Genomic DNA, 26,537 nt, shown 5'->3' on the forward strand with positions numbered 1-26,537 from the left:
TCAAGATGAAACTCGGCGGCCTGAGCCCTGTGGCTTACAGAGCCCAGGCCGCGTAGCCTTACACACTCAGCGTCCAACTTTTGGGGTGCAGCTCAGGGGCGACAGTTGTTGGAACTTGAGCAAGACAGTTGCTCCCACAGGACAGCGGCAAGGCAGGGCCTGCTTCAGCAGACATCTGCCCCCAGCTCTGGCATGGTATGACGCCGATCAAGCCAAGCTGACAAGCACCTATGGACTCGCTCTACCTCATCGCCGTTGGCGCCATTGTCGCCGGATTCGTCCAGGGCCTTTCCGGGTTTGCCTTTGGCATGGTCGCCATGTCGTTCTGGGCCTGGGGCCTGGAGCCACGGCTGGCGGCCTCGCTGACCGTGTTCGGCAGCCTCGCCGGCCAGCTGATCGCCGTGTTCAGCGTGCGCCGCGGCTTCAGCTGGCCACTGCTGTGGCCCTTCGTGCTCGGCGGCCTGGCTGGGATCCCGCTGGGGGTGTGGGTGTTGCCCTACCTGAACATGCTCTGGTTCAAGGCCGTGTTCGGCACCTTGCTGGTGCTGTGGTGCCCGCTGATGCTGCTGGCACCGCGCCTGCCACGGCTGCCGGGCAACCGCCTGGCCGATGGTGCGGTGGGTATGTTGGGCGGTGCCCTGGGCGGCATCGGTGGTTTTACCGGGACAGTGCCTACACTCTGGTGTACCTTGCGTGGCTTCGAGCGTGATACCCAGCGCGCGGTGATCCAGAACTTCAACCTGTCGATGCTGCTGGTGACCCTGCTCACCTACCTGGGCACCGGTGTGGTCACCCGCGACATGCTGCCCTCGTTCGGCGTCGTGCTGCTGGCCATGGCCTTGCCGGCGCTGCTTGGCACGCGGGTGTACCTGGGGATCAGCGAGCAGGCGTTTCGCCGGGTGGTGCTGGGGCTGCTGACCTTGTCGGGTGTGGCCATGCTGATGGCCTCGTTGCCCCCGTTGCTGGGACGCTGAACGCTTGCCTAGGGGCGTTGAACTTGGCAACCTTTGGACCGCTGCACACTTACCAGGCGCTACAGAAGGAATCGCACCGTTGAGTCGGGACAACGTCGGGAAACGCCTTGTGGCCACGCTGCTGGGCCTGGTCGCCATGCTGCTGGTCTATCTGGTGTTCAAGGATTCCGCTCGGCTGGATGCGTCCCTGACTTACGCCTACCTGACCTACCCGAGCCAATTCAGCGAGCGCATCAGCAGGGCCAACGATCAGCTCAAGTACGAACAGCTGCAGCCACGCATCAGCCGCATCGGCCAAGGGGTCTTGAGCCAGGATCAGGTCGACAGGCTGGTGGAACTGGCCCAGGCGCCTTACGCCCAGTTGTTCGCCAAGCCGTTCGAGGCGGGACTGGTGGACCATCGCACGGGCTTGCTCATCGACCTGCGCAACACCGGCGACAAGGCCGTACGCGAGGTCAGGATCCACCTGCCGGCCAAAGGCCTGGTGCAGGTACGCGACGCGACCGGCAACGACACACTGTACGAGGCCTCGACGCCCCTGGTGGAGATCGCCAGCATCGACCCTAGCGGGGTGTGCAAGGTCTGGGTCTATTTCGATGCCGACTATTCGCAGATCCGCCAGGGCGGTATCAGCATCAACCACGCCGACGGGGTGGCGGATGTGCAGGTTTACCGCGAATTTGCCGGCTTCCCGGCGCTGGTGGCGCGCTACAGCGGGGAACTGGTGGCGGTGCTTGGCGTGCTGGTGCTGGCTGTGCTGGGCCTGGGCTATGCCTGTCTGGCGCGGCGGCGCATGCCGAGCTTGCCGTCCTGAGCCGCTACCAGAATCCAGCGTGATTTCTGTGGGAGCGGGCTTGTCCCGCGAACCAGGGCGAAGCCCTGGCCATACACCACTATTGCCTGGGCCGGTCCTTTCGCGGGACAAGCCCGCTCCCACAAGGACCGCGTCAGCTTCAGCATTCCGACCTGTCAGCTACCCCCGTCGTGCAAGGCCAGGCTCTGGCGCAGTTGCTCGACCATGGCCTTGCGCAACGCCTCCGGCCCCTGCACACAAATGGAACCCGCCTGCGACAGCAGCCAGCCCATCAGCGCCCGGCTGTCATGCACGGTGGCATCGAGTTTCGCGCCCCCGGTTTCCTGCGGCGCCAGGCGCATGTCCTCGGACAGCGGCTGATCTTCGAGTCGCCGGGCCAGGCCGTCGTCCACCCAGGCGCGCAGTTCGATCTGCGCCGTGGGTGAGAGCACATCCGGCTGCAGCTGCTCCAGCTGGCTTGGGTCCAGGCCCGGCTGCCAATACCAGCCATAGGGCATCCCCTTGCTGTTGCAGTGCACCGCAAACAGCGTGGCCAGTTCATTGAGGTCGCGCTCGACCGTGCGTTTGCTGGTCTTGTGGCCAAGCTTGGCCAGCGCGGCTTGCAGCTGTGCAGCGCTCTTGCCTGGGTGCCGGTCGGGGAGCAGTTTGAGCAACTGCCATTGGCGGGCGATGGTATGGCGGGTAGGGTGGCTAGGCACGAGTCTCTTCCTTGAGCGCCAGGCGCAAGGAGCGCCCGGAGTAATGGCGTTTAGCTATTGCGCTTAGCATACCCGCTCAACGAATGGGATCCAAGTTTTAGCCAAACCGGCGCTTCGTCAGCGTCGCCCTCAGTCGAGGCTGGCTTGCAACGCATCGATGAACACCTCTTCAGCCCGGCTCAAGCGCTGCTCCCGGTTCCACAGCAAGTGAATGTCCACGTCCGCGATCCCTTCCTGCGGCGGCAGCTTCCACAGCAAACCCGCCGCTACATCTGCCGCCACCACATGCTCCGGCAGGCAACCGATGCCAAAACCGGCGATCACCAGCCGGCGCACTTCCTCAAGGCTCGGCGAAGAGGCCACGATCCGCCCGGAAAACCCCTGCTGGTCACGAAAAATGGTCAGCGGCGAGAGCATGCCGCCGATCTGGTCGCTGGTGAAACTGACGAAGTTTTCCCGCTGCAGGTCGCCCTGCGCCTGGCCGAAGAGGGCATGGTGCTTACCGCAGAAAAAGGCATAGCGCTGGCGCAGGAACAGGCGTTGCTCAAGCCGGGGCTGCGGTCGGCGGTTGAGGCTCAGGCCCGCCGTGGCGGTCTTTTCCTGCAGCGCCGCGACGATGTCGGAGCTGCGCATCACGTCTATCTCCACATCCACCCGCGGGTGCTGGCGGTGGAAGTCGGCGAGAAAATCGTCGAAACGCTCGCTGACGATGCGGCTGATCATCAGCAGGCGCACCTTGCCCACCAGCTCATCCGCCGGTTGCTCCAGCAGGCCGCCGATCTGCGACATCTGGCCGTACACCTCGCCGGCCAGCTGGAACAGTTGCTCGCCCATGTCGGTGAGCACGAAGCGTGGCCCGCGCCGGGCAATCAGCTGGCGGCCGAGCTGGTCTTCCAGGCGTTTGAGCGCCTGGCTCACCGCTGGCTGGGTCAGGTGCAGGCGGGCGGCGGCGCGGCTGATGGACAGCTCCTGGCCGATCACCCTGAAAGTGCGCAGCAGGTTCCAGTCGAGGCGGTCGTTGAGCAGGCGGTCGGACATGATCAGCTCGATGATAAGCAGGGTTAATAGTTGGAATAATAAATAGAAAATTGACTAATCATAGCCCCGGAACGATAAATCTCAGCCAGCGCGCCGCCAGAGCGCCACCGTGACCCGTAACTCCTGCCAAAAAAACAAGCAAAGGAGCCCCCATGAAGCCCATCGCTTCGCCCCAGCCGCGCCGTGCCGCCGCCGCCGCGTTCATCGGTACCATGATCGAGTGGTACGACTTCTACATCTACGCCACCGCCGCCGCCCTGGTGTTCGGCGCCTTGTTCTTCCCCTCCGACGACAGCCTGTTCAGCACCATGGCCGCCTTCGGCACCTTCGCCGTGGGCTTCTTCGCCCGGCCGCTGGGGGGCATCGTGTTCGGGCATGTGGGCGACCGCATCGGCCGCAAGAAGTCGCTGGTCATCACTTTGCTGATGATGGGCATCGTCACCGTGTGCATCGGCCTGCTGCCGACCTACGCGCAGATTGGCGCTGCCGCGCCGGTGATGCTGATCATCCTGCGCGTGGTCCAGGGCATTGCCGTGGGCGGCGAGTGGGGCGGGGCGGTGTTGATGGCCGGTGAGCATGCGCCCAAGGGCCGACGCAACTTCTTTGCCTCGTTCGCCCAGTTGGGCAGCCCGGCAGGGCTGATTCTCTCGCTGTTGGCCTTTGGCGCCGTCACCCGCCTGCCCGAGGAAGACCTGATGAGCTGGGGCTGGCGCGTGCCGTTCCTGGCCAGCGCACTGTTGCTGCTGGTGGGCCTGGCGATCCGCCTGGGGGTCAATGAATCGCCCGAGTTCCTGGCGAGCCGCGAGCAGGCGGAAAAGGCCAAGCGCAAGGAGCAGGCGCCGGTGCTGGAGGTGCTGCGCACGGCCTGGCGGCCACTGCTGCTGTGCATCGGCGCCAATACCCTGGGCATCGCCGGGGTGTATTTCACCAACACCTTCATGATCAGCTACACCACCCAGCAGTTGCACCTAGAGCGTTCGCTGATCCTCGAATGCCTGTTCTTCGTGGCGATCATCCAGTTCTGTGTCCAGCCGCTGGCCGCCTGGCTGTCGGAAAAGCTCGGCGCCACCCGCTTCCTGGCCCTGGTCGCGCTGTTGGCGATGGCGTCCCCATACCCGATGTTCGTGCTGGTCAGCTCCGGCGAAGGCCCGCTGATCGTGCTCGGCATTGCCCTGGCGGCCGCCTGCATGGCCTCGTTCTACGCCGTGATCGCCGGCTACGTCAGCGGCATGTTCGAGACCCGCGTGCGCTATACCGCGATTTCCATGGCCTACCAGGTCTGCGGCGCCATCGCCGGTGGCCTGACCCCGCTGATCGGCACCTGGCTGGCCCACAGCTTCACCGGGCAATGGTGGCCGATGGCGCTGTTCTACACCCTGATCGCCAGCATTTCCCTGGTCTGCGTACTGGCCCTGGCGCGCCAGTACGCCCGCAGCCAGCGCCTGGAACTGGCCTGAATCATCCGTTTTAGCGAGGAGTTACCCCCATGTTGAAAAGCAATGGCGAACGCCTGTGGGCGAGCCTGATGGCCATGGCCGAAGTCGGCGCCACCGCCCGCGGCGGCAGCTGTCGCCTGGCCCTGAGCGACGAGGACAAGGCTGGCCGCGAACTGTTCAGCCACTGGTGCCGCGAGGCGGGCCTGAGCCTTTCGGTGGATGCCATCGGCAACCTGTTCGCCCGCCGCCCCGGCACCGACGCCGATGCAGCCCCGGTGATGATGGGCAGCCACCTCGACACCCAGCCCGAGGGCGGCCGTTTCGATGGTGTCTACGGTGTGCTGGCGGGCCTGGAAGTGGTACGTCGCCTGAACGACTTGAACATCCAGACCCGCAAACCGCTGGAAATCGCGGTGTGGACCAACGAGGAGGGCGCGCGTTTCACCCCGGCCATGTTCGGCTCGGCGGTGTTCACCGGCACCCTCGCGCTGGAGCAGGCCCTGGCCATCCGCGATGCCGACGGCATCAGCGTGGCCGATGAACTGCAGCGCACCGGCTACGCCGGCCAGCGTCCACTGGGCGGCAAGGTCGATGCCTACTTCGAGGCGCACATCGAGCAAGGCCCGATTCTCGAAGACAACGCCAAGGCTATTGGGGTGGTCACGGGCGGTCAGGCCATCCGCTGGCTGGACGTGACCGTCGAAGGCATGGCCGCCCACGCCGGCACCACGCCGATGCCGCTGCGCAAGGATGCTTTGTATGGCGCCGCGCGGATGATCCAGGCGGTCGAGCAACTGGCCGCCGATTTCGCGCCGCAAGGCTTGACCACCGTGGGCGAGTTGTCGATCGCCAAGTCTTCGCGCAACACCATCCCCGGTGTACTGCGTTTCACGGTCGACTTGCGCCACCACCGTGACGAGGCGATCGAGGCCATGGCGCGCGACCTTGGCCAGCAGCTGCAGGCCATCGCCGCGCAGCGCGGCCTGCAGGTGCGCATCGAACGCCACTGGGGCAGCCCGGCGACGCCCTTCGATGCCGAGTGCGTGGCGGCCGTGCAGCAGGCGGTGGACGGCCTGGGCTATGCCCAGCAGGCGATCGTCAGCGGCGCCGGCCATGACGCTATCCTGCTGGCACGCTACTGCCCGACGGCCATGGTGTTCATCCCCTGCGTCGGTGGCCTGAGCCACAACGAGGCCGAAGACGTGCTGCCCGAGGACGCCCGTCAGGGTGTCGACGTATTGCTCAATGCCGTGCTGGCCCGCGCTGGCCATACAGAACAAGGAGAAGCCTGATGCGTTGCTACTTCCACCCCGAACAGCTGTTGCACCATCCTCGCAGCTACTACTCGCGCGGCGCCATGCGCACCCCGCAGGAAGTCCCCGAGCGCGCCCAGCGCCTGTTGCAGGCCGCCAATGACCTTGGCTTCGACATTCGCCAGCCCGACGACGCCGGCCTTGCCCCGCTCAAGGCCGTACACGGCGAAGCGTACCTGGCCTTCCTCGAAGAGGCGCACGCACGTTGGAAGGAAGTGCCCGAGGACTGGGGCGATGAAGTGATGTCGAACATCTTCGTGCGTGAGCCCAACGCCCTGCGTGGCATTCTCGCCCAGGCCGCGCGTTACCTGGCCGATGGCAGCTGCCCGGTGGGCGAGCACACCTGGCGCTCGGCCTACTGGTCGGCGCAGAGCGCGGTGGCCGCGGCCAAGGCGATTCTCGATGGTGAGCCCGCAGCCTATGCGTTGTGCCGCCCGCCGGGGCACCATGCGCGGTTCGATGCGGCCGGTGGGTTCTGCTACGTGAACAATGCCGCTGTCGCTGCCCAGGCCTTGCGCAGCCGCTACAGCCGCGTGGCGATCCTCGATACCGACATGCATCATGGGCAGGGGATTCAGGAGATCTTCTACGAACGCAATGATGTGCTGTATGTGTCTACCCATGGTGATCCGACCAATTTCTATCCGGGTGTGGCCGGGTTTGAGGATGAACGTGGCAGCGGTGCGGGGGAGGGGTACAACCTCAACCTGCCGATGGCCCATGGGGCCAGCGAGGCGGATTTCATGGGGCAGCTTGAAGTTGCGCTGGATGCAGTGAAGGACTTTGGCGCCGAGGTGCTGGTGCTGTCGCTGGGGTTCGATATCTACGAGCTGGACCCGCAGAGCAAGGTGGCGGTGACGACCGAAGGGTTTGCGGTGTTGGGTGAGCGGATTCGGGCGTTGCGCATGCCGTGTGTGATCGTGCAGGAGGGGGGGTATCATCTGGAGAGTCTGGAGGCGAACGCGCAGGCGTTTTTTGCCCAGAAGCAGGATTGGCGGTAGGTGAGGGGCTCGCCACATGAATTTTGGCGGCCATGAGATCGAGCGCCGCCCGCGCGGCGCTCGATCTCACAAACGCTGAAAATCCCGCGACAAGCGCCTAGAGCCCACTGCGCCGCACATGCTTCACCAACACCTTCTCCAACAACTCCCACATCGCTGGATCCGTACTGAACGCCACATTGAACCGCATCCACCCCGTCGGCTCGGCATCGACCATGAACAACTGCCCAGGCCCGAGCATGATGCCTTTCTCCAGCGCATCATCGAGCAGCGCCGCGCTGTCCGGGATCGCCGGATGCCGGGTCCAGATGTACATCCCCTCGTCCGACTCGGTGAACAGCTCGAACCCCAGCCGGTGCAAGTGCCGGCCCACGTCCTGGTGCGCCTCGGCCAGGCGCTGGCGCAGGCGCTTGAGGTGCTTGCGCCAGCGGCCATCGATGATCGCGGCGTAGACCACGCGCTCCATCACCTGCGAGGTCGTCAGGCCCGAGCGCATCTTCATGTGCAAGAGTTTCTGCGAAAGCTCCGGGTTGGCCAGCAGGTAGCCGACCCGCACGTTGGGCGAGATGCTTTTCGAGTAGCTGCCCACGTACACCACCTGCTGCAGGTGGTCGAGGCTGGCCAGGCACGGTTGCGGCTCGGCGATCATGTCGGCGTAGAGATTGTTCTCCACCAGGCGGAAGCCGTGCTGGCTGGCCAGTTGCAGCAGCCGATGCAGTTGCGGCAGCGGGGTGCGCGAGCAGGTCGGGCTGTGCAGGTGTGGCTGGGTGAAGAACGCTGTGGGGCGGTGGTGCGCCAGCAACTGCTCCAGGTAGTTGAGGTCGTAGCCGTTGGGGGTGCGCGGCACCCCCACCAGCGTGGCACCCTGAGTGCGCAGCACGCTCATCAGGTTGGGGTAGCCAGGGTCGTCCACCAGCACCACGTCACCGGGGCGCACCAGGGTGCGCACGGCCAGGTCCAGGGCCTGGCTGGCGCCGTGGGTGAGCATCAGCTGCGCCGGGTTGGCGACGATCGACAACTCCTGCTGCAGGTTCTGCGCGGTCAGCGCGCGCAACTCCAACAGACCCATCGGGTCGCCGTAGCCCGACAGCTCCAGCGGGCTGCCGGCAACCTGGCGCAGGCCGCGGCGCAGGCCCTCTTCGTACATCCAGTCGTTGGGCAGCCAGCCACAGCCAGGCTTGAAGGGCAGCTGGCGGGTTTCGAAGATCTGCTGCAGGTACCACTCGGAGTTGAACAATGGTCGAGTGGCGTCGGCTTCGGCGTTGTGGTTGTCCAGCAGCTCGGCCGCCGCGCGGTTGACGAAGAACCCGGCATTGCCCCTGCTCACCAGAAGCCCCTGGGCCACCAGACGGTCGTAGGCCTCGACCACGGTGAAGGTACTCACCGAGTGGCTGGCGGCAAAGGCGCGGATCGACGGCACCTTGGCGCCCGGCTTGAGCGTCTGGTTGTCGATCATCTCGCGCAGCCCGTCGATGATCTGGTTGACCAGCGGGGTCGAGGAGTCTGGGTGTAATTCAAACATTCGGGTGCCTTGAAGGGTGCGTAGCGCCTGGTGTCTGCAGGGTGTATTGCATCGGTGGCCTGTACAGTGCAGTGCGACTTTCATGTCGCTGTGCATGGCTCTCTGAGTCATACATTTTTACATTAGGTGTCAGATATCGCCACATAAAGCATGTTCAGTTCGCCCGAGGGGCAAACCCTGGGGCGCGTCAGCAGGCCGCCATGGAAGGTCTGCGTGTGTTGCCACACACTTCCTGCCCGCATTAGCACTGATGTACAGGTGAGGCCATAGACCCTCGCGGTCTCGCAGTTTTCCTTGGATAAAAAGAAGCACGGGGTACACAACTGATGGACGCAACATCCACAACCACCACCGCGAAAAGCGGGCACGAGAGCAAACTCAGTGCCTCGCTCAAGTCGCGCCACCTGACGATGATGTCGATCGCCGGGGTTATTGGCGGCGCCTTGTTCGTCGGCTCCGGCAGCGTGATCCACAGCGCCGGCCCGGCTGCTGTCCTGGCCTACCTGGCCGGCGGCATCCTGGTGGTACTGATCATGCGCATGCTGGGTGAAATGGCGACTTCCTCGCCTGACACCGGCTCGTTCTCCACCTACGCTGACCGCGCTATCGGCCGTTGGGCCGGTTTCACCATCGGCTGGCTGTACTGGTGGTACTGGGTCATCCTCATGGCCTGGGAAGCCTATGTGGCGGGCAAGATCCTGCATGGCTTCTTCCCTGATGTGAGCGTCAACGTGTTCGTGCTGGCCACGACCCTGCTGCTGATCACTGTCAACTTCTTCAACGTCAAGCACTACGGTGAGTTCGAATTCTGGTTCGCGCTGATCAAGGTGATTGCGATCGTCTGCTTCCTGATCGTGTGTACCGCTGCGGTCATGAACGTCTGGCAGTTCGGTGAAGTGCGTGGCATGACCCACCTGACCGCCGAAGGCTTCATGCCCAACGGCATCACCACGGTGATCGGTGCGCTGCTCGGGGTGATGTTCGCCTTCCTCGGCGCCGAAATCGTCACCATCGCCGCCTCCGAAGCCAAGGACCCGGCTTCCCAGATCGTCAAGGCCACCAACTCGGTGGTATGGCGTGTGTGCCTGTTCTACGTCGGCTCGATCTTCCTGATCGTCTGCCTGGTACCGTGGAACGACCCGCAACTGGGCGTCTCCGGCTATGGCGCCTACCGCCGTACCCTGGAACTGCTGGGCGTGCCTTATGCTGAGCTGCTGATGAACTTCGTGGTGCTGACCTCGGTGAGCAGCTGCCTGATCTCGGGCCACTACACCGCTTCGCGCATGCTGTTCTCCCTGGCCCAGCGTGGCGACGCACCGTCGTTCTTCAAGATCACCCGCGCCGGCACTGGCGTTCCGGTGTTCGCGATCATCGGCTCCTGCGCCGTGGCCGTGGTCTGCGCGCTGATCAACTTCAGCGAGACCCTGCGCCCGAAAGACGTGCTGGACACCCTGATGAACACCACCGGCATGATCGCCCTGCTGGTGTACCTGGTGATTGCCTTCTCGCAGCTGCGCATGCGCCGCAAGCTGATCGCCGAAGGCAAGGAAGTGCGCCTGAAGATGTGGCTGTTCCCTTGGCTGACCTACCTGGTGATTGCTTTCATCGTCGCCGCGCTGGTCACCATGGCATTCATGCCTGACTATCAGATCCTGGTGATCTCCACCGGTATTGCCGCGGCTGTCGTGGTGGCCATGGGTGTGGTGCACCAGATCCGCAGCGCCAAGCAACACTAAGCGCTAGTGGTGGTTCGAAACGGCCGGCTCCCTTGGGGACCCGGCCGTTTCGCGTTGTTGGGCGTGGGGTTTCTCGTCGGGCATGTGGAAGCGCTGGTTCATCCAGGGGGAACCGAGCAGGGCAGCGGCGGCGATCAGGGCCAGGATGGCGAGGGCCAGGAAGGTTTTCATGGGCATGCGCATATTGAGACTGACTCGACGCATAGACTGGCAGTTCCGGCCCTATCGCCGGCAGATGGCTTATGCTGAGCACACTGCCCGCCAAAAGGAGCTCCAAATGGCCTGGTCCGCCACCCAGTATTCCCTCTTCGAAAACGAACGCACCCGCGCCGTGCGCGACCTGCTCGCCGCCGTGCCGCCCCGCCCGGTGCGCCATGCCACCGACCTGGGCTGCGGCCCTGGCAACTCCACCGAAGTGCTGCTGCAACGCTGCCCGGATGCCCAGGTAACCGCGCTGGACAGCGACAAGGACATGATCGACAAGGCCCGTGAACGCAAGCGCCTGCACATCCCGCGGGTGCGCTGCGAAGTCGCCGACATCGGCCAATGGACCGCCCCCGAGCCCCAGGACCTGATCCTCGCCAACGCCTCGCTGCAGTGGGTGCCCGACCACGGCGCGCTCTACCCGCACCTGGTGCGCCAGTTGAGCGAAGGCGGCAGCCTGGCGGTGCAGACCCCGGACAACCTCGACGAACCGGCGCACCGCCAGTTGCGCGAGATCGCCAGCCGCGGCCCCTGGGCCGACAAGTTCGCCGACTTCAGCCTGCCGCCCCGGCACAAGGCAGCGTTTTACTACGACCTGCTCAGCCCCCTGTGCGCACGGGTGGATGTGTGGCGCACGACCTATCACCACCCACTGGCGGGCGGTGCCGAGGCGGTGGTGGAGTGGTTCAAGGGGTCAGCTCTGCGTCCCTACCTGACGCAGTTGGACGAGAACGAGCAGGCGGACTTCCTGCAGATGTACCTGCAGGCCATGCAGCGGGAATACCCGCCAGCCAGCGACGGCACGGTGTTGTTGCCGTTTCCGCGGCTGTTTGTGATTGCTACCCGCTAGCGCTGGCGCCTGCGCCAGATCACGTACCCGTAGATGCCGAGGTTGAGCAGCAGCACGATGGCGCCCAGTAGCCACTGCCGCTGCGGCGTCAGCCCGGCGGGGTAGATCAGAGGCCAGATGTAGTGCTCGACGAAACCACCTGGGTAGCCCGCATCGCCGGCAGCGAAGCGCATGTGGTTTTCCCAGTCGGTCAGCGGGCAGGGCAGGTGCAGGCCTTCGACCGCCAGGCCCCAGGCCAGGGCGGGCAGGTGCAGGAGCAGGGCGCGCGGCCATCTGAGTACCAGCAGGCCGCCGAACAGCACCAGCAGGATGAAGGCCAGGTGCAGCAGGACCAGGGTGTCGGCGGCTAGGCGAAAGAGCATGGCGAGTGTGCCTAAAGTTGAGGTACTGCCAGCATAGTTGTGTTGGCAGTACCGGCCTCATCGCCGGCTTGCCGGCGATAGGGCCAGCGCGGCCACTACAACCCTTCCTCGACCATCTGCAGAAAGGTCGCCACCACCCGCCGTGTGCGCTGCTCACTCAGGCACACCAATGTCTCGGTCAGGTGCCGCTGGCAATCCACGATCGGCAACGCACACACTCGCGCATCGGCCCCGAACTCCGCCGCCGACACCACCCCCACGCCAATCCCTACCACCACCGCCTCACGCGCCGCTTCCCGGCCTTCGACCTGAATCGCCGGGCGAATCCGCAGGCCGGCGCGCTGCATCTCTTCTTCCAGGGTCTGCCGGGTCACCGACCCAGGCTCACGCAGTACCAACGGCGTGTCGTCCAGGTCCGCCAGGCTGATCGAGCCGCGGCTGGCCCAGGGATGGTGGTGGGAAACGAACGCCACCATCGGGTCGCGGCGCAAGGGCACACAGAACAAACGCTCATCGTCGACATCACGCCCCAGCAGGGCCAGGTCGGCCTGGTAGCTGAACAGCCGGGCGAGCGACTCGTCGGTGTTGCCGGTTTCAATCTTGACCTGGATCCCCGGGTAGCGCTGGCAGAAGCGCGCGATCTGCGGCAGCACGTGCACCGGGGCATCCACCGCCAGCACCAGGCTGCCGGTGTGCAGGGCACGGGAGTCCTGCAACAGCTCATGGGCTTCGGCCTCGCAGGCGAACAGGCGCTGGCTGACCCCCAGCAGACGCTCACCCAGGTCGGTCAACTGCACCGAACGTTTGTTGCGGTGAAACAGCAGCACGCCGAAACGTTCCTCGAGTTTTCGCACCTGGTCGGACACCGCCGGCTGGGTCAGAAACAGTTTTTGCGCGGCGCGGGTAAAGCTGCCGTGCACGGCCACCGCGTGAAAGGCCTTCAGTTGAGCGTGAGACACCGACATGACGACTCCAGTAACAAGCTGGGCTTATGTGTGAAATACGATAAATCGATTTTATTTATCAGTCACCAGCTGTTTCCATAGCCCTCAGCCCAATGCTCCCGCCACAAGCGGTTGCCGGGCCATGGCGCGCACACCGGCGCCATCTGACCAATGACGAGCCCCGTCATGCAGTGCGCAACACAACAACAAGACAGGCGTTTTTTCACATTCTGCCGGCACACTTGAGCAAGAGGTCAGACTCACCATGAATCAATCCCTAGCCGCGTTGAAACGCTGGCGCATCCAGATTTTCGCCATCACCTGGCTGGCTTACGCCGCCTTCTACTTCACCCGCAAAGCCTTCTCGGTGGCCAAGCTCGGCATCGGCGAAGACCCCACCTTCATGCTCGACAAGGCCGCCATGGCCAACCTCGACGGCATCTACCTGGCCGCCTACGCCGTGGGCCAGTTCACCTGGGGCATGCTCGCCGACCGTTTCGGCCCGCGCGTGGTGGTGCTCGGCGGCCTGCTGATCTCGGCCGCGGCAGCCGTGGTGATGGGCAGCTATGCGACCTTCCCGATCTTCGCCACCTGCATGCTGATCCAGGGCCTGGCCCAGTCAACTGGCTGGGCAGGCCTGTGCAAGAACATCGGCAGCTTCTTCCCGGCCTCCCAGCGCGGCCGGGTGCTGGGGCTGTGGAGTTCGTGCTACGCCTTTGGTGGCCTGGTGGCCTCGCCGTTCGCCGGCTGGTGGGCCTACACCCTGGTCGGCACCTGGCACGCCGCATTCTTCTCCAGCGCCGCGGTGGTGGCGGCGGTGGCGGTGCTGTTCTTCTTCCTGCAGCGCAACAAACCTGAGGATGTCGGCCTGCCGGCGGTGGAGCCCGAGCCGCAGAGCATGGCGCCGGCCGGTAACCTGTGCAGCGTCTGGGCGCCCTTGCGCGAGATCCTGCGCAACCGCACGGTGATGACCCTGGGCCTGGCGTACTTCCTGCTCAGCCGGCGCGCTACGCGATCCTGCTGTGGGGGCCGGTCATCGTCTTCGAGCAGATGCCCTCGGTGGGCAAGGTCGGCGCGGCGATCATCCCGACGGCCTTCGAACTGGCCGGGCTGCTGGGGCCGATCATGATCGGCCTGGCCTCGGACAAGCTGTTCGGCGCCCGGCGCATGCCGGCCTGCGTGATCAGCCTGGTCCTGCTGACCGTGACCCTGGCGGCGTTCATGGCGGCCATGCACAGCGGCAGCATCGCCCTGGTGGTGGGCCTGCTGTTCCTCATGGGCCTGACCCTGTACGGGCCGGACTCGATGATCAGCGGCGCGGCAGCGATCGATTTCGGCACGGCCAAGGCCGGCGCCACGGCGGCAGGCTTCGTCAACGGCTGCGGCTCGGTGGGCGCGGTGCTCGGCGGGTTGCTGCCGGGCTACTTCGACAGCGTCACGGTGTTCATCGTGTTCGCCGGCTGCGCGCTGTTCTCCGCCCTGGTGCTGCTGCCGCACTGGAACAGCCGCCCGGCCAGCGCGCCCCAGGCCCAGGACGTGGCACCCAACACCAGCATGGCGATCAAGCCACTGCGTACTTAAAGGAAAGCGAGCGAATGAGACCCTTCTGGCTGCAACAGGCCCTGGATTCGGAGCAGGACGCGGTGTGCCCGCCGCTGCAAGGCGATGCCCGTTGCGACGTGTGCATCGTCGGCGGCGGCTACACCGGGCTGTGGACCGCGATGATGCTCAAGGAGGCGATCCCGGCGCTGGACGTGGTGCTGATCGAGGCCGACATCTGCGGTGCCGGTGCCAGTGGCCGCAACGGCGGTTGCGCGCTGTCCTGGTCGGCCAAGTACTTCACCCTCGAACGCCTGTTCGGGGTGGCCGAGGCGGTGCGCCTGGTGCGCGAGTCGGAGCGCAGCATCGGTGCCATCGGGGCGTTCTGCGCAGCCAATGGCATCGACTGCGACTACCGCCTGGACGGCACCCTGTATACCGCCACCAACGCGGCCCAGGTCGGTGCCACCGATGCGGTGATCGCGGCGCTTGAGGGCAAGGGGATCAATTCGTTCGAGCGCCTGCCGCTGGATGAAGTGCAACGCCTGGCCGGCTCGGCGCGGCACCTGGAGGGCTGGTTCTCGCCAGCCGCCGCCACGGTGCAGCCGGGCCGGCTGGTACGCGGCTTGCGCCGGGTGGCCTTGCAGCGCGGGGTGCGGATTCATGAAGGCACGGCCATGACTGGCCTGGAGCACGGCGCCCCGGTGCAGGTGCGCACGGCCCAAGGCACGGTGCGCGCCGACCGTGTGGTGCTTGGCCTGAACGCCTGGATGGCGCGGGCCTTCCCGCAGTTCGAGCGCAGCGTGGCAATCGTCTCCAGCGACATGGTGATTACCGAGCCATGCCCGGAGCTGCTGAGCCAGATCGGCCTGGACAGCGGCATCAGCGTGCTCGACTCGCGGATCTTCGTGCACTACTACCACAACACGTCCGATGGCCGTCTGATGCTCGGCAAGGGCGGCAACACCTTCGCTTATGGCGGGCGCATGCTGCCGGTGTTCGACCAGCCTTCGCCGTACCGGCCGCTGCTGCGCGAAAGCCTCGGCGATTTCTTCCCGGCCCTGGCCGAGGTACCGCTGGCGGCCAGCTGGAACGGCCCGTCGGACCGTTCGGTGACCGGCTTGCCGTTCTTTGGCAAGCTGGACGGGCAGGGCAACGTGTTCTACGGCTTTGGCTACTCCGGCAGCGGGGTAGGGCCGTGCCACATGGGCGGGCAGATCCTCTCGTCGCTGGCGCTGGGGCTGGACAACCCCTGGACCCGCTCGCCGCTGGTCAAGGGGCCGCTGGGGCTGTTCCCACCGGAGCCGATCCGCTACTTGGGCTCGCTGCTGGTGCGCAACGCCATCCGCCGCAAGGAGCGGGCCGAGGATCGCGGCGTGCGGCCACGGCACCTGGATGTGCGCCTGGCGCGCTTCGCCGCAGCGGCGGGCAAGGCCGATAAAGGGTGAGATTACTTGTCGATCCGCTGCGCGAGGGCGTATAAACTGCACCCACTTTTGGCCGGTCGCTTCCTGAACCGGCCGCTGAAACAAGAGAGTCGACATGGGCGCACAGTGGAAAGCCAAGCATAGAGAAACAGCTGCCAATGCCAAGGGCAAGATCATGGGCAAGCTGGCCAAGGAAATCCAGATCGCTGCCAGATCGGGCGCCGATCCCGACATGAACCCGCGCCTGCGCCTGGCCATCGTGCAGGCCAAGAAGGCCTCGATGACCCGCGAGACCCTGGACCGGGCAATCCGCAAGGGTGCTGGCCTGGACGGTGATGCCGTGCAATACCAGGCGGTGAGCTATGAAGGTTTCGCGCCGCACCAGGTGCCGCTGATCGTCGAGTGCCTGACCGACAACGTCAACCGCACCGTCGCGCAGATCCGCGTGCTGTTCCGCAAGGGCCAGCTGGGCGCCAGCGGTTCGGTGGCCTGGGACTTCAACCATGTCGGCCTGATCGAAGCCACCCCGAACGACGGTGCCGACCCGGAAATGGCCGCCATCGAAGCCGGTGCGCAGGACTTCGAGGAAGGTGAAGAAGAGGGCTCGACCCTGTTCATCACCGACACCACCGACCTGGACGCGGTGCAGAAGGCGTTGCCGGAGCAAGGCTTCACCGTGGTTTCGGCGAAGATCGGCTACACCCCGAAGAACCCGGTGAGCGCTGCCAGCCTGAGTGCAGAGGCATTGGCCGAGGTTGAGGCGTTCCTTGAGGCGATCGACGAGAACGATGATGTGCAGAACGTTTACGTTGGTCTGACCGACTGATCATCGGGGCCGCGTTGCGGCCCTTTCGCGACACAAGGCCGCTCCTACAGAGGTTCGCGTGATCCTGTAGGAGCGGCCTTGTGTCGCGAAACGAGGGCATAGCCCTCGCCAGCGCCCCTGAGCCTACCCCGCATGAACCCAATCTTCGCCTCCCTCAGCCTCGCCCACCTGCGCACCCTCGACTGCCTCCTGCAGCTCAAGAACCTCAGCCACACAGCCGAGCGCCTGGGCGTCAGCCAACCGGCCCTGAGTCGCCAACTGGCCCACCTGCGCGAAGCCTTCGACGACCCGCTTCTGGTGCGCCAAGGCCGCGGCTATGTGCTCAGCGAGCACGCCGAAGCCCTGGTCGAGCCCTTGCGCCAGGTGCTCGAAGAACTCAAGGCTTTGCGCCAACCTGCCACCTTCGACCCGGCCCGCTGCGAACGGCGCTTCTGCCTGGCAGCGTCGGACTACGTGGCCGAGCACATGCTGCCGCTGCTGATGACGGCCCTGGAGCAGGAAGCCCCGGGCGTGGCCATCGACTACCGCACCTGGCAGGCCGGCCAGTACGGCTTGCTCGCCAGCGGCGAGATCGACCTGGCCACCACGCTGTTCGACGAATCGCCCGCCAACCTGCACGGTCGCCTGCTGGGTGAAGACCGCGCGGTGTGCCTGATGCGCCGCGAGCATCCGCTGACGGCCAGCGAGGCGCTGAGCCAGGAGGATTACCTGGCGTTCAAGCACGTGCGCATCTCCGGTGGCGGCGACAAGGACAGTTTCATCGACCGCCACTTGCGCGCCCAGGGCTTGCAGCGGCGGCTCAGCCTGGAAGTGCCGTTCTTCTCGGCCGCCGTGCAGGTCATCGGCAACAGCCAGGCGCTGGCCACCGTGCCCGAGCACATCGCCCGCCAGTTGTGCCGGCTGCATGACCTGGCGTGGCGGCCGCTGGCGTTTGTCGAGCACACCCAACGCTATTGGGTGGTGTGGCACCAGCGCTTGCAGGGGTCGGCTGAACATCGCTGGCTGCGCAACCGGGTGTTCGAGTTGTGGCGCCAGTCGCAGTTCGGTGTGCAGGGTGGGCATGCGGATTTGCCATAGCAGGTATTCGCGAAGCGGGGTTATTCGCTGGGGGAGGGGCGCCTAGACTGGGGGGCATTGTGTTGGCTGCACGGGCCTCATCGCCGGCAAGCCGGCTCCCACAGGTACCCCACAGATTTCAAGACTTGTGGAGATCTTTGTGGGAGCCGGCTTGCCGGCGATGAGGCCAGTGCAGCCAGTAGAGATCCCTCAGGAGCCCCCCCGTGACCCCAGAACAATTCCGCCAGTACGGCCACCAACTGATCGACCTGATCGCCGACTACCGCCAGACCGTCGGCGAGCGCCCGGTCATGGCCCAGGTCGAACCCGGCTACCTCAAGGCCGCCCTGCCAACCGCCGCCCCGCAACAGGGCGAGCCGTTCGCAGCGATCCTCGACGATGTCAACCAACTGGTCATGCCCGGCCTGTCGCACTGGCAGCACCCCGACTTCTACGGCTACTTCCCCTCCAACGGCACCCTCTCATCGGTACTGGGCGACTTCCTCAGCACCGGCCTGGGCGTGCTCGGCCTGTCGTGGCAATCGAGCCCGGCGCTGAGCGAACTGGAGGAAACCACCCTCGACTGGCTGCGCCAGTTGCTCGGCCTGTCCTCGAAGTGGAGCGGCGTGATCCAGGACACGGCCTCGACCAGCACCCTGGTCGCGCTGATCTGCGCCCGTGAGCGAGCCACCGACTACGCCCTGGTCCGCGGCGGCCTGCAGGCCGAAGCCAAGCCCCTGATCGTCTACGTCAGCGCCCATGCCCACAGCTCGGTGGACAAGGCCGCGCTGCTGGCGGGCTTCGGTCGCGCCAACATCCGCCTGATCGCCACCGACGAGCAGTTCGCCATGCGCCCCGAGGCGCTGCAGGCGGCCATCGAGCAGGACCTGGCGGCCGGCAATCTACCCTGTGCGGTGGTCGCCACCACCGGCACCACCACCACCACCGCGCTGGACCCGTTGCGCGCGATCGGCGAAATCGCCCAGGCCAAGGGCCTGTGGCTGCACGTCGACTCGGCCATGGCCGGCTCGGCGATGATCCTGCCGGAGTGCCGCTGGATGTGGGACGGCATCGAGCTGGCCGACTCGGTGGTGGTCAACGCGCACAAATGGCTGGGCGTGGCCTTCGATTGCTCGATCTATTACGTGCGCGACCCGCAGCACCTGATCCGGGTGATGAGCACCAACCCCAGCTACCTGCAATCGGCGGTCGATGGCGAGGTGAAGAACCTGCGCGATTGGGGGATTCCGCTGGGGCGCCGGTTCCGCGCGCTGAAGCTGTGGTTCATGCTGCGCAGCGAGGGTGTCGAGGCGTTGCAGCAGCGTTTGCGGCGTGACCTGGACAATGCGCGGTGGCTGGCCGAGCAAGTGGAGGCGGCTGGGGAGTGGGCGTTGTTGGCGCCGGTGCAGTTGCAGACCTTGTGCATTGTGCATAAGCCTGCGGGGCTGGAAGGGGAAGCGCTGGATGCGCATACCAAGGGCTGGGCCGAGCGGCTCAATGCTTCCGGGGAGGCTTATGTGACACCAGCGACCTTGAATGGACGGTGGATGGTGCGGGTTTCGGTGGGGGCGCTGCCAACCGAGCGTGAGCATGTGGAGAAGTTGTGGGTGCGGCTTCAGGATGTGGTCAAGGGCTGAAATTGCTGGGGCCGCTGTGCGGCCCTTTCGCGACACAAGGCCGCTCCTACAGGCGTGACGCGATGGCTTGTAGGAGCGGCCTTGTGTCGCGAAAGGGCTGCAAAGCAGCCCCCTACGGTCTATCAGTTGCTCACCGGCTGAAAGCTCCCCTTGCGACTGGCCTCAAAGGCCCCTTTCTCCATCGGCGTGGCCTGCGGATTCCCCAAATCTTCCATCGCCAGACGATGCGTCTCCGGCGCGATATACGCCGCCAGCGCACACAGGCAGGTGATGAAGAACGCCAACCCACCCACCACCAGCGGAATGTTCTCCGAACCCGGTGGCGCCACCAGGGCGAACAGCGCCGGCAGCATCGCGGTCAGCATGGTGCCGACGTTCTGCGCGATGGCCATGGCCGAAACCCGGTAGCGGGTATGGAACAGCTCCGGGTAAAAGCTTGGGAACACAGCGTTGTAACCCTGGTAAACCATGCCCCACATCAGGATCGAGGAGGCGAAGGCCAGCGGCACGTTCTGGATGCTGATCGCATACAGATAAACGAAGGCCAAAAGGCCCGAGCCCAGGCAACCGGCGATCATGGTCGGGCGACGGCCGATCTTGTCGGAGAGGTTGCCGACGAAGGGGATCACCAGCACCGCGACGATGTTGCCCACCACCGGGATCCACAGGTACACGCTCTTGTCGAAGCCGATGCCGTAGGCCGGTTGTACCGCATAGGCGGCGCCGAAGATGGTGGCGACCACCGGAATCACGTTCATCAAGGCCATGAACATCACCAGCACCATGTGCTTCCAGCTGTGGCGGAAGGCCTCGCTGATCGGCGACTTGGCCACCTTGTCCTGTTTTTCTTCCTTCACGAACGCCGGGGTTTCGTGCACTTCCTTGCGGATGATGAAACCTGCGATCAGCACCATCGCGCTCATCAGGAACGGAATCCGCCAGCCCCACTCGTTGAACGCCTCGCTGGGCATGAAGTAGGCCAGTGGCAGGAACACTGCGGCCGCCAGCACCTGGCCGGCCTGCACGCCTTGCAGGGTGAAGCTGGCGTAGTAGCCGCGGCGGCCGAACGGGGCGTGCTCCATGATCATCGAGCTGGCGCCGGAGATTTCGCCGGCCACGGCGAAGCCCTGGATCAGGCGCAGCACCACCAGCAAGGCCGGGGCGAGGATGCCGATGTCGTGGTAGGTGGGCAGCAGGCCGACAGCCATGGTCGACAGGCCCATCAGGAACATGCACAGCAGCAGCACGTTCTTGCGTCCGCGGGTGTCACCCCAGTGGCCGAGCACGCAGGCACCGATGGGGCGGGCCAGGTAGCCGACGCCGTAGGTCGCCAGGGAGGCGATGATGGCCATTTTCGGGTCGGTGTTGGGGAAGAAGATCTGCGGGAAGATCAGTGCCGCAGCCTGGGCATAGATGAAGAAATCGTAGTACTCGAGTGCCGAGCCGATCCATCCGCTGGCGGTCGCTTTCTTGGCTTGAGAGCTTGAGTGGGCCATGGGTGTCTCCGTTGTTCTTGTTGGTTCCCGCACGGGCGAGCGTGGGGTTATTTTGGGAGTGTTCGGTGAGCGCGCTGGGTTTCATGGTTGCCCAGGGGGTAGGGCGAATCAATTCGTCGAAACGGGTTTTGGGCGATAATCGAACACAAAACTAACCGTTCCGTACAAAGTGATTGATGGTGCGACTTTACCTGCGAATAATCGAACGTGCCAAGAAGTCAGGTGAAGCCACCCACTTCCAGCCCCGTAGCCCTCATAACAAGGAACTCCACCATGCAGCGTTCGATAGCCACCGTGTCCTTGAGCGGCACCCTGCCGGAAAAGCTCGAAGCCATCGCCGCCGCCGGTTTCGACGGCGTCGAGATCTTCGAGAACGACCTGCTGTACTACGCCGGCAGTCCGCGCGAAGTGCGGCAGATGTGCGCCGACCTCGGCATCGCCATCACGTTGTTCCAGCCGTTTCGCGATTTCGAGGGCTGCCGCCGTGACCGCCTGCAGAAGAACCTCGACCGCGCCGCGCGCAAGTTCGACCTGATGCACGAACTGGGCACTGATCTGGTGCTGGTGTGCAGCAACGTCCAGGCCGACGCGCTGGCCGAAGAGCAGCTGCTGGTGGACGATCTGCGCCTGCTGGCCGAGCACGCTGGCCAGCGCGGCCTGCGCATTGGCTATGAAGCCCTGGCCTGGGGCCGCCACGTCAACACCTACCAGCAGGTGTGGAACCTGGTGCGTCAGGCCGACCACCCGGCGCTGGGGGTGATCCTCGACAGTTTCCATACCCTGTCGCTCAAGGGTGACCCTGCCGCGATCCGCGAGATCCCCGGCGACAAGATCTTCTTCGTGCAAATGGCCGACGCGCCGATCCTGAACATGGACGTGCTGGAGTGGAGCCGCCACTTCCGCTGCTTCCCCGGGCAGGGCGAAATGGACCTGGCCGGCTTCCTCGCCCCGATCCTCGCCACCGGCTATCGCGGCCCGCTGTCACTGGAGATTTTCAACGACGGTTTCCGCGCCGCCCCGCCCCGGCAGAACGCCGCCGATGGCCTGCGTTCGCTGCTGTACCTGGAAGAACAAACCCGCCTGCGTCTGGAGCAGGAAGGGACTGCCATGGAGCCTGGCGTGCTGTTCACCCCGCCGGCCGCCAGCACCTACGACGGTGTGGAGTTCCTCGAATTCGCCGTCGACGAGGCCGTGGGCGCACGCCTGGGCAGCTGGCTCAAGCGCCTGGGCTTCGCCGAGGCCGGCAAGCACCGTAGCAAGGACGTACGCCTGCTGCGCCAGAACGACATCAACATCGTGCTCAACGCCGAGCCGTACTCCTTTGGCCATAACTTCTTCGAAGCCCATGGCCCGTCCCTCTGCGCCACGGCGCTACGGGTCAAGGACGAACGGGCCGCGCTGCAGCGCGCCACCGACTTCCGTGGCCAGCCATTCCGCGGCCTGGTCGGCCCCAACGAATGCGAAGTGCCTGCCGTGCGTGCCCCGGACGGCAGCCTGATCTATCTGGTGGAGCAAGGCGCCCAAGGTCCGTCGCTGTACGACACCGACTTCCGCCTGGACCCGGCCGCTGCTGCCAGCGGCGGCCTGCAGCGCATCGACCACATGGCCTTGGCCCTGCCGGCCGAATCGCTGGACAGCTGGGTGCTGTTCTACAAGAGCCTGTTCGACTTCGCCGCCGATGACGAGGTGGTGCTGCCCGACCCTTACGGCCTGGTCAAGAGCCGCGCCCTGCGCAGCCAGTGCGGCAGCCTGCGCCTGCCGCTGAACATCTCGGAAAACCGCAACACCGCGATTGCCCACGCGTTGTCCAGTTATCGTGGTTCGGGGGTTCACCACATCGCCTTCGATTGTGCGGACATCTTCCGGGAAGTGGCGCGGGCGAAGGAAGCCGGTGTGCCGTTGCTGGAAATTCCGTTGAATTACTACGACGACCTGGCAGCGCGGTTCGATTTCGACGACGAGTTTCTCAGCGAGCTGGCGTATTACAACGTGTTGTATGACCGGGATGCCCAGGGCGGTGAGCTGTTCCATGTGTATACCGAGCCCTTCGAGGAGCGGTTCTTCTTCGAGATCATCCAGCGCAAGGGTGGGTATGCGGGATATGGCGCGGCGAACGTGGCGGTGCGCCTGGCGGCGATGGCCAAGCGGCGCAGTGGGGCGGCGCGCAAGCCGGTGTTGTAAGTCGGCTGCAGGGGCCCCATCGCTGGCAATAAGCAGATGAAACAACCACAGGCCACCTTCGGGTGGCCTTTTGGTATTCGCGGGTAATACTTCCCTGTACAGGCGGCCGTGCTGGTGGCACGGGCTGCGGGAGGTGTCAGGTGAAGAAACTATCCATTGTAGGTGCCGGTATCGTAGGCGAGGCAGCGGCTCAGATCATCGCGCGGGAAGAGTTCTGTCATGAGTTGATGCTGATCGATGTGCAGGGCGAGTTGGCAAAGGGCAAGGCGCTGGACATCTGGCAGGCAGCTGTCGAGTCAGGTTCCGATACCCGGGTTCTCGGCGGGTCCGATGCCCAATTGCTGCAGGATTCCGACCTGGTGGTGATTACCGCGGGGGTGCCGCGCAAGCCGGGTCAGTCGCGCCAGGATGTATTGAGTATCAATGTGCCGATTCTCGATAGCATCATGGCGGATATCAAACGCCATGCCCCGGCGGCGACGGTCCTGGTGGTGTCCAACCCGGTCGACGTGCTGACCTATCGGGCCTGGTCCCTCAGTGGGCTGGGCCGCAACAAGGTGTTCGGCCAGGCGGGGGTGCTGGATACAGCGCGCATGAAGTGTTTCATTGCCGAGGAAACAGGCTTTTCCGCTCGGGATATCACGGCGCTGGTGCTGGGAGGGCATGGCGACAGCATGGTGCCGCTGATGCGCTATTGTGCGGTCGGCTCGGTGCCGCTGTCTCACTTTTTGTCCGATCAGCAGATAGCGCGAATTGTCGAGCGCACCCGTCAGGGTGGCGGCGAGATTCTGGGTCTGAAGAAGGTCGGGAGCGCCTGCGACGCGCCGGGCGTGGCCATTGCGCAGATGGTGGATGCGATCGCCCATGGGCGAAACCGCATCTTGCCCACGGTGGCGATTCTCGAGGGCGAGTACGGGCGAACGGATATAGCCATGGGCGTCCCCTGCGTGTTGGCCGGGGACGGCATTGTGCGGGTGATCGAGTTGCCGCTGGATGCGCAGGAGCAGGCGATGTTCGACCACTCTGCAGATCATGTGGTGCGTGATATCGCTGAAATGAAAGCGCTGTAAGCGACCATTGCAGGGGCTGGCCAGCCAGCCCCTGCAAGATCCGTGGCGCAACTCAGATCTTTGTGGGAGCCGGCTTGCTGGCGATAGGGCCAGCTCAGGCAACCCCAATCCTGACCACTCGACCAACAGCGTGCTTCCCTGCACCGCCTCGCTCACGGATAATCCCCACCTATTCCAATAAACAGCGCGTGAGTAGGTATGAGCAATCCCGTAGTCAGCCTCGGCCAGCCTGAAATCGAAGGGGTGCGCAAGTCGCGCAAGAACAACCCCGAGAAAACCCGTGAGGACATCCTCCAGGCCGCCATCAACGAGTTCGTCCAGCAAGGCCTGGCCGGCGCGCGGGTGGACGCCATCGCCGAGCGTACGGCCACGTCCAAGCGCATGATCTACTACTACTTCGGCAGCAAGGAGCAGTTGTACGTCGAGTGCCTGGTCAAGCTCTACGGTGACATCCGCAAGACCGAGCACAGCCTGGACCTGGAGTCGCTGCCCGCTGAGCTTGCGATCCAGCGCCTGACCGAATTCACCTTCGACCACCATGATCGCAACGTCGACTTCGTGCGCATGGTCTGTACCGAAAACATCCACTACGGCGAGTACGTGAAGAAGTCGCCCGTCATCCGCGAGATGAGCAGCCTGGTGGTCGAGGCCCTGGCCAAGACCCTGCAGCGCGGTGTAGCCGAAGGGGTGTTCCGCCCCGGCATCGAGGTCATCGACCTGCACATGCTGATGAGCTCGTTCTGCTTCTACCGGGTTTCCAACCGCCACACCTTCGGCCATATCTTCGACATCGACATGTCCGACGAGCAGGTCAAGCAGCGCCACAAGGCGATGATCTGCGATGTGGTGATGCGTTACCTGCGCGCCTGAATCGCGCTCACTCGCCCAGCCGTTGCTCGCGCGACGGCGGGTAGCCGAAGTACGCCGCGTAGCACTTGCTGAAGTGCGACACCGAGACGAAGCCGCAGGCCACCGCCACTTCCATCACCGACAGGTCGGAGTACTGCAGCAGCCGGCGGCTCTTGGTGATGCGCAGTTCCATGTAGTAGCGCCGCGGCGAGGTGCCGAGCTGGGCCTGGAACAGGCGGTCGATCTGGCGCCGCGAGCGGCCGCTGTAGGCGGCCAGCTGGTCGAGGCTGAGGGTTTCTTCGAGGTTGTTTTCCATCAGCTCGACGATGGTGCGCAGGTGCAGGCTCATGGACTTCTTCGCCCCCGGCCCGACCTGGCGGTAGCGCGCACCCGAGAACGACAGAATCTCTTCGACGCCTTCGGCCAGGCCGTCGCCGTACAACCGGCGCACCAGCCCGAGCATCAGCTCCATGGCGCCATTGGGGCTGGCGGCGGTGAGGCGGTCGCGGTCGAGGGTGAAGCTGGCCGGGGTGATGCGCGTCTGCGGGCTGCGCTCGGACAGGCTGGCGCGCTGCTCGGGGTGGATGCTGCAGCCGTAGTCGTCGAGCACCCCGGCGCGTCCGAGGAACCAGGCGCCATTCCACAGCCCGCCCAGGGCCATGCCGTGGGCGGCAGCGTCGTCCAGCAGGCGGTCGAGTTCCGGGTATTTCAGCGGGGTACGCAGGCCGCCGCAGACGATCAGCAGGTCCAACGCCTTGAGTTCGCCGGCGGACAGCTCGGTGGCGACCAGCTCCAGGCCCAGGTCGCTCAGCACGCGGTCGCCGTCCAGTGACAGCGGGGTGAAGCGGAAGCTGTCGGCGCGCAGCAGGTTGGCGGTGACCAGCACGTCCATGGCCACGGTGAAGCTGGCCATGGAGAAGTGTTCGAGCAACACGAAATCGACCCGGTAGGGCGCCTGGGGGCTGCCGGCGGCGGACTTGAGCCGAAGCATGTTGCTGGTGCTGGTCTTTTGGCTGAACTGGCGTGGGGTGGGCACTCTGGACTCCGCTTCCTGGCTGGCTTGCGGAGTGTGGCGGGTGGGCGCGGGAAAGACAATCGCCGGGGTGGCGGTGTCGTATTCGAGGTCGGGTTGAGACAAATGGGTTTGTCGGTGGATTTTCGGCGTTCATGAGATCGAGCGCCGCCCGCGCGGCGCTCGATCTCACAAGCGCAAGATCTCCATCGGCGAACACCTTCATGCCCCACTCAATCCCAACCCATACCCCCGCCAACCACAATCCAACTGAACCCTCACCGCTGGCAGCAACCCAACCCCTTACATGCCAACGGGAGAGTGCTCATGGAAATCGGAACGATCTGGATCATTGTCGCGGCCTTGATCATCGTGCTGGAAATCTTCGCCATCTGGCACATCATCGGCAGCGACCGGCGTGCCGAGCGCAAGATGCTGTGGGTCGTCTTCGTCGTCTATGCACCCATCCCCGGTTTGCTGTTCTGGGCCTGGCGAGGCCCGCGGGCGGTGAAGGGCAGGGCGGTGCTGCAGGAAAAATGAGGCCGTGGTGCA

At 65.0% G+C, this 26,537-nt stretch carries 23 protein-coding genes and 1 pseudogene; 16 read left to right on the top strand and 8 right to left on the bottom strand.

Going from position 1 to position 26,537, the window contains the following annotated elements:
* Nucleotides 1–230: 230 nt before the first annotated feature.
* Complete coding sequence (locus tag ACIPZG_RS25560) at nucleotides 231–974, top strand: sulfite exporter TauE/SafE family protein (protein WP_400718098.1); 744 nt, start codon at nucleotides 231–233, stop codon at nucleotides 972–974.
* A 79-nt stretch (nucleotides 975–1,053) separates the two neighbouring features.
* Entirely contained in the window at nucleotides 1,054–1,788 is a 735-nt protein-coding gene (locus tag ACIPZG_RS25565) for a hypothetical protein (RefSeq protein WP_400718101.1), read from the top strand.
* Between the two features lie 155 nt (nucleotides 1,789–1,943).
* Here ACIPZG_RS25565 and ACIPZG_RS25570 read toward each other — a convergent pair whose 3' ends face one another.
* A complete protein-coding gene (locus ACIPZG_RS25570; protein ID WP_400718104.1) occupies nucleotides 1,944–2,486 on the bottom strand; it encodes a WYL domain-containing protein in 543 nt (180 codons plus the stop codon).
* A gap of 129 nt (nucleotides 2,487–2,615) precedes the next feature.
* Nucleotides 2,616–3,524 carry a LysR family transcriptional regulator gene (locus ACIPZG_RS25575; RefSeq protein WP_400718107.1) on the bottom strand — a complete coding sequence of 303 codons (909 nt, stop codon included), beginning with the start codon at nucleotides 3,522–3,524 and terminating at the stop codon, nucleotides 2,616–2,618.
* 152 nt (nucleotides 3,525–3,676) lie between these two features.
* Between ACIPZG_RS25575 and ACIPZG_RS25580 the strand changes: the two genes are divergently transcribed.
* The 3 genes from ACIPZG_RS25580 to ACIPZG_RS25590 are packed head-to-tail and all read left to right on the top strand — an operon-like array spanning nucleotide 3,677 to nucleotide 7,274.
* Nucleotides 3,677–4,981, top strand: coding sequence for an MFS transporter (locus ACIPZG_RS25580; protein WP_400718110.1), 1,305 nt, complete (start codon nucleotides 3,677–3,679; stop codon nucleotides 4,979–4,981).
* Between the two features lie 29 nt (nucleotides 4,982–5,010).
* The gene (locus tag ACIPZG_RS25585) at nucleotides 5,011–6,252 is read left to right on the top strand and encodes a Zn-dependent hydrolase (RefSeq protein ID WP_400718113.1); all 1,242 of its coding nucleotides are present in this window, start codon (nucleotides 5,011–5,013) and stop codon (nucleotides 6,250–6,252) included.
* Nucleotides 6,252–7,274 (top strand): histone deacetylase family protein, encoded by a 1,023-nt coding sequence (locus ACIPZG_RS25590; RefSeq protein WP_400718115.1) that lies wholly within the window; start codon nucleotides 6,252–6,254, stop codon nucleotides 7,272–7,274. The genes ACIPZG_RS25585 and ACIPZG_RS25590 overlap by 1 nt, the downstream gene beginning before the upstream one ends.
* 97 nt (nucleotides 7,275–7,371) lie before the next feature.
* Here ACIPZG_RS25590 and ACIPZG_RS25595 read toward each other — a convergent pair whose 3' ends face one another.
* The gene (locus ACIPZG_RS25595) at nucleotides 7,372–8,796 is read right to left on the bottom strand and encodes a PLP-dependent aminotransferase family protein (RefSeq protein WP_400718118.1); all 1,425 of its coding nucleotides are present in this window, start codon (nucleotides 8,794–8,796) and stop codon (nucleotides 7,372–7,374) included.
* Between the two features lie 326 nt (nucleotides 8,797–9,122).
* Between ACIPZG_RS25595 and ACIPZG_RS25600 the strand changes: the two genes are divergently transcribed.
* The gene (locus ACIPZG_RS25600; RefSeq protein WP_400718121.1) at nucleotides 9,123–10,532 is read left to right on the top strand and encodes an amino acid permease; all 1,410 of its coding nucleotides are present in this window, start codon (nucleotides 9,123–9,125) and stop codon (nucleotides 10,530–10,532) included.
* A 3-nt stretch (nucleotides 10,533–10,535) separates the two neighbouring features.
* On the opposite strand, the gene ACIPZG_RS25605 is transcribed toward ACIPZG_RS25600, so the two are convergent.
* On the bottom strand, nucleotides 10,536–10,715 hold the full coding sequence (locus tag ACIPZG_RS25605) for a hypothetical protein (protein ID WP_400718190.1): 180 nt from the start codon (nucleotides 10,713–10,715) through the stop codon (nucleotides 10,536–10,538).
* 94 nt (nucleotides 10,716–10,809) lie between these two features.
* Here ACIPZG_RS25605 and tam point away from each other — a divergent pair, with 94 nt between their 5' ends.
* Nucleotides 10,810–11,586 (top strand): trans-aconitate 2-methyltransferase, encoded by a 777-nt coding sequence (gene tam, locus ACIPZG_RS25610; protein WP_400718124.1) that lies wholly within the window; start codon nucleotides 10,810–10,812, stop codon nucleotides 11,584–11,586.
* On the opposite strand, the gene ACIPZG_RS25615 is transcribed toward tam, so the two are convergent.
* Together ACIPZG_RS25615 and ACIPZG_RS25620 are read right to left on the bottom strand one after the other, a co-directional pair.
* Entirely contained in the window at nucleotides 11,583–11,948 is a 366-nt protein-coding gene (locus ACIPZG_RS25615; RefSeq protein WP_400718126.1) for a DUF2784 domain-containing protein, read from the bottom strand. The genes tam and ACIPZG_RS25615 overlap by 4 nt on opposite strands.
* A gap of 95 nt (nucleotides 11,949–12,043) precedes the next feature.
* Nucleotides 12,044–12,913 carry a LysR substrate-binding domain-containing protein gene (locus tag ACIPZG_RS25620; protein WP_400718128.1) on the bottom strand — a complete coding sequence of 290 codons (870 nt, stop codon included), beginning with the start codon at nucleotides 12,911–12,913 and terminating at the stop codon, nucleotides 12,044–12,046.
* A gap of 244 nt (nucleotides 12,914–13,157) precedes the next feature.
* Here ACIPZG_RS25620 and ACIPZG_RS25625 point away from each other — a divergent pair.
* The 5 genes and pseudogenes from ACIPZG_RS25625 to ACIPZG_RS25645 all read left to right on the top strand — a co-directional run bounded on the left by ACIPZG_RS25625 (nucleotide 13,158) and on the right by ACIPZG_RS25645 (nucleotide 19,377).
* Nucleotides 13,158–14,473, top strand: a pseudogene (locus ACIPZG_RS25625) (MFS transporter).
* A 14-nt stretch (nucleotides 14,474–14,487) separates the two neighbouring features.
* A complete protein-coding gene (locus ACIPZG_RS25630; protein ID WP_400718130.1) occupies nucleotides 14,488–15,879 on the top strand; it encodes an FAD-dependent oxidoreductase in 1,392 nt (463 codons plus the stop codon).
* A gap of 94 nt (nucleotides 15,880–15,973) precedes the next feature.
* Nucleotides 15,974–16,684: a YebC/PmpR family DNA-binding transcriptional regulator gene (locus ACIPZG_RS25635; RefSeq protein WP_400718133.1), complete on the top strand. Its 711-nt coding sequence runs from the start codon at nucleotides 15,974–15,976 to the stop codon at nucleotides 16,682–16,684.
* A 132-nt stretch (nucleotides 16,685–16,816) separates the two neighbouring features.
* Nucleotides 16,817–17,761, top strand: a complete 945-nt coding sequence (locus ACIPZG_RS25640) for a LysR family transcriptional regulator (RefSeq protein WP_400718135.1) — start codon at nucleotides 16,817–16,819, stop codon at nucleotides 17,759–17,761.
* A 203-nt stretch (nucleotides 17,762–17,964) separates the two neighbouring features.
* The gene (locus ACIPZG_RS25645) at nucleotides 17,965–19,377 is read left to right on the top strand and encodes a DOPA decarboxylase (protein ID WP_400718137.1); all 1,413 of its coding nucleotides are present in this window, start codon (nucleotides 17,965–17,967) and stop codon (nucleotides 19,375–19,377) included.
* A gap of 122 nt (nucleotides 19,378–19,499) precedes the next feature.
* On the opposite strand, the gene ACIPZG_RS25650 is transcribed toward ACIPZG_RS25645, so the two are convergent.
* Nucleotides 19,500–20,873: an MFS transporter gene (locus ACIPZG_RS25650; RefSeq protein WP_400718139.1), complete on the bottom strand. Its 1,374-nt coding sequence runs from the start codon at nucleotides 20,871–20,873 to the stop codon at nucleotides 19,500–19,502.
* A gap of 273 nt (nucleotides 20,874–21,146) precedes the next feature.
* On the opposite strand from ACIPZG_RS25650, the gene quiC reads away from it, so the two are divergent.
* The 3 genes from quiC to ACIPZG_RS25665 all read left to right on the top strand — a co-directional run bounded on the left by quiC (nucleotide 21,147) and on the right by ACIPZG_RS25665 (nucleotide 24,994).
* A complete protein-coding gene (quiC, locus tag ACIPZG_RS25655; RefSeq protein ID WP_400718142.1) occupies nucleotides 21,147–23,054 on the top strand; it encodes a 3-dehydroshikimate dehydratase QuiC in 1,908 nt (635 codons plus the stop codon).
* A 140-nt stretch (nucleotides 23,055–23,194) separates the two neighbouring features.
* Nucleotides 23,195–24,124 (top strand): malate dehydrogenase, encoded by a 930-nt coding sequence (locus ACIPZG_RS25660; RefSeq protein WP_400718143.1) that lies wholly within the window; start codon nucleotides 23,195–23,197, stop codon nucleotides 24,122–24,124.
* Between the two features lie 198 nt (nucleotides 24,125–24,322).
* On the top strand, nucleotides 24,323–24,994 hold the full coding sequence (locus ACIPZG_RS25665) for a TetR/AcrR family transcriptional regulator (RefSeq protein WP_008093737.1): 672 nt from the start codon (nucleotides 24,323–24,325) through the stop codon (nucleotides 24,992–24,994).
* A 7-nt stretch (nucleotides 24,995–25,001) separates the two neighbouring features.
* Here the strand turns inward: ACIPZG_RS25665 and ACIPZG_RS25670 are convergent, their stop codons facing one another.
* Nucleotides 25,002–26,009: a GlxA family transcriptional regulator gene (locus ACIPZG_RS25670; protein WP_400718146.1), complete on the bottom strand. Its 1,008-nt coding sequence runs from the start codon at nucleotides 26,007–26,009 to the stop codon at nucleotides 25,002–25,004.
* Between the two features lie 303 nt (nucleotides 26,010–26,312).
* Between ACIPZG_RS25670 and ACIPZG_RS25675 the strand changes: the two genes are divergently transcribed.
* Nucleotides 26,313–26,525 (top strand): PLDc N-terminal domain-containing protein, encoded by a 213-nt coding sequence (locus tag ACIPZG_RS25675; RefSeq protein ID WP_008100931.1) that lies wholly within the window; start codon nucleotides 26,313–26,315, stop codon nucleotides 26,523–26,525.
* Nucleotides 26,526–26,537 lie beyond the last annotated feature (12 nt).

The organism is Pseudomonas sp. NPDC089395 (assembly GCF_044749525.1).
In the GTDB taxonomy this organism is placed as follows: domain Bacteria; phylum Pseudomonadota; class Gammaproteobacteria; order Pseudomonadales; family Pseudomonadaceae; genus Aquipseudomonas.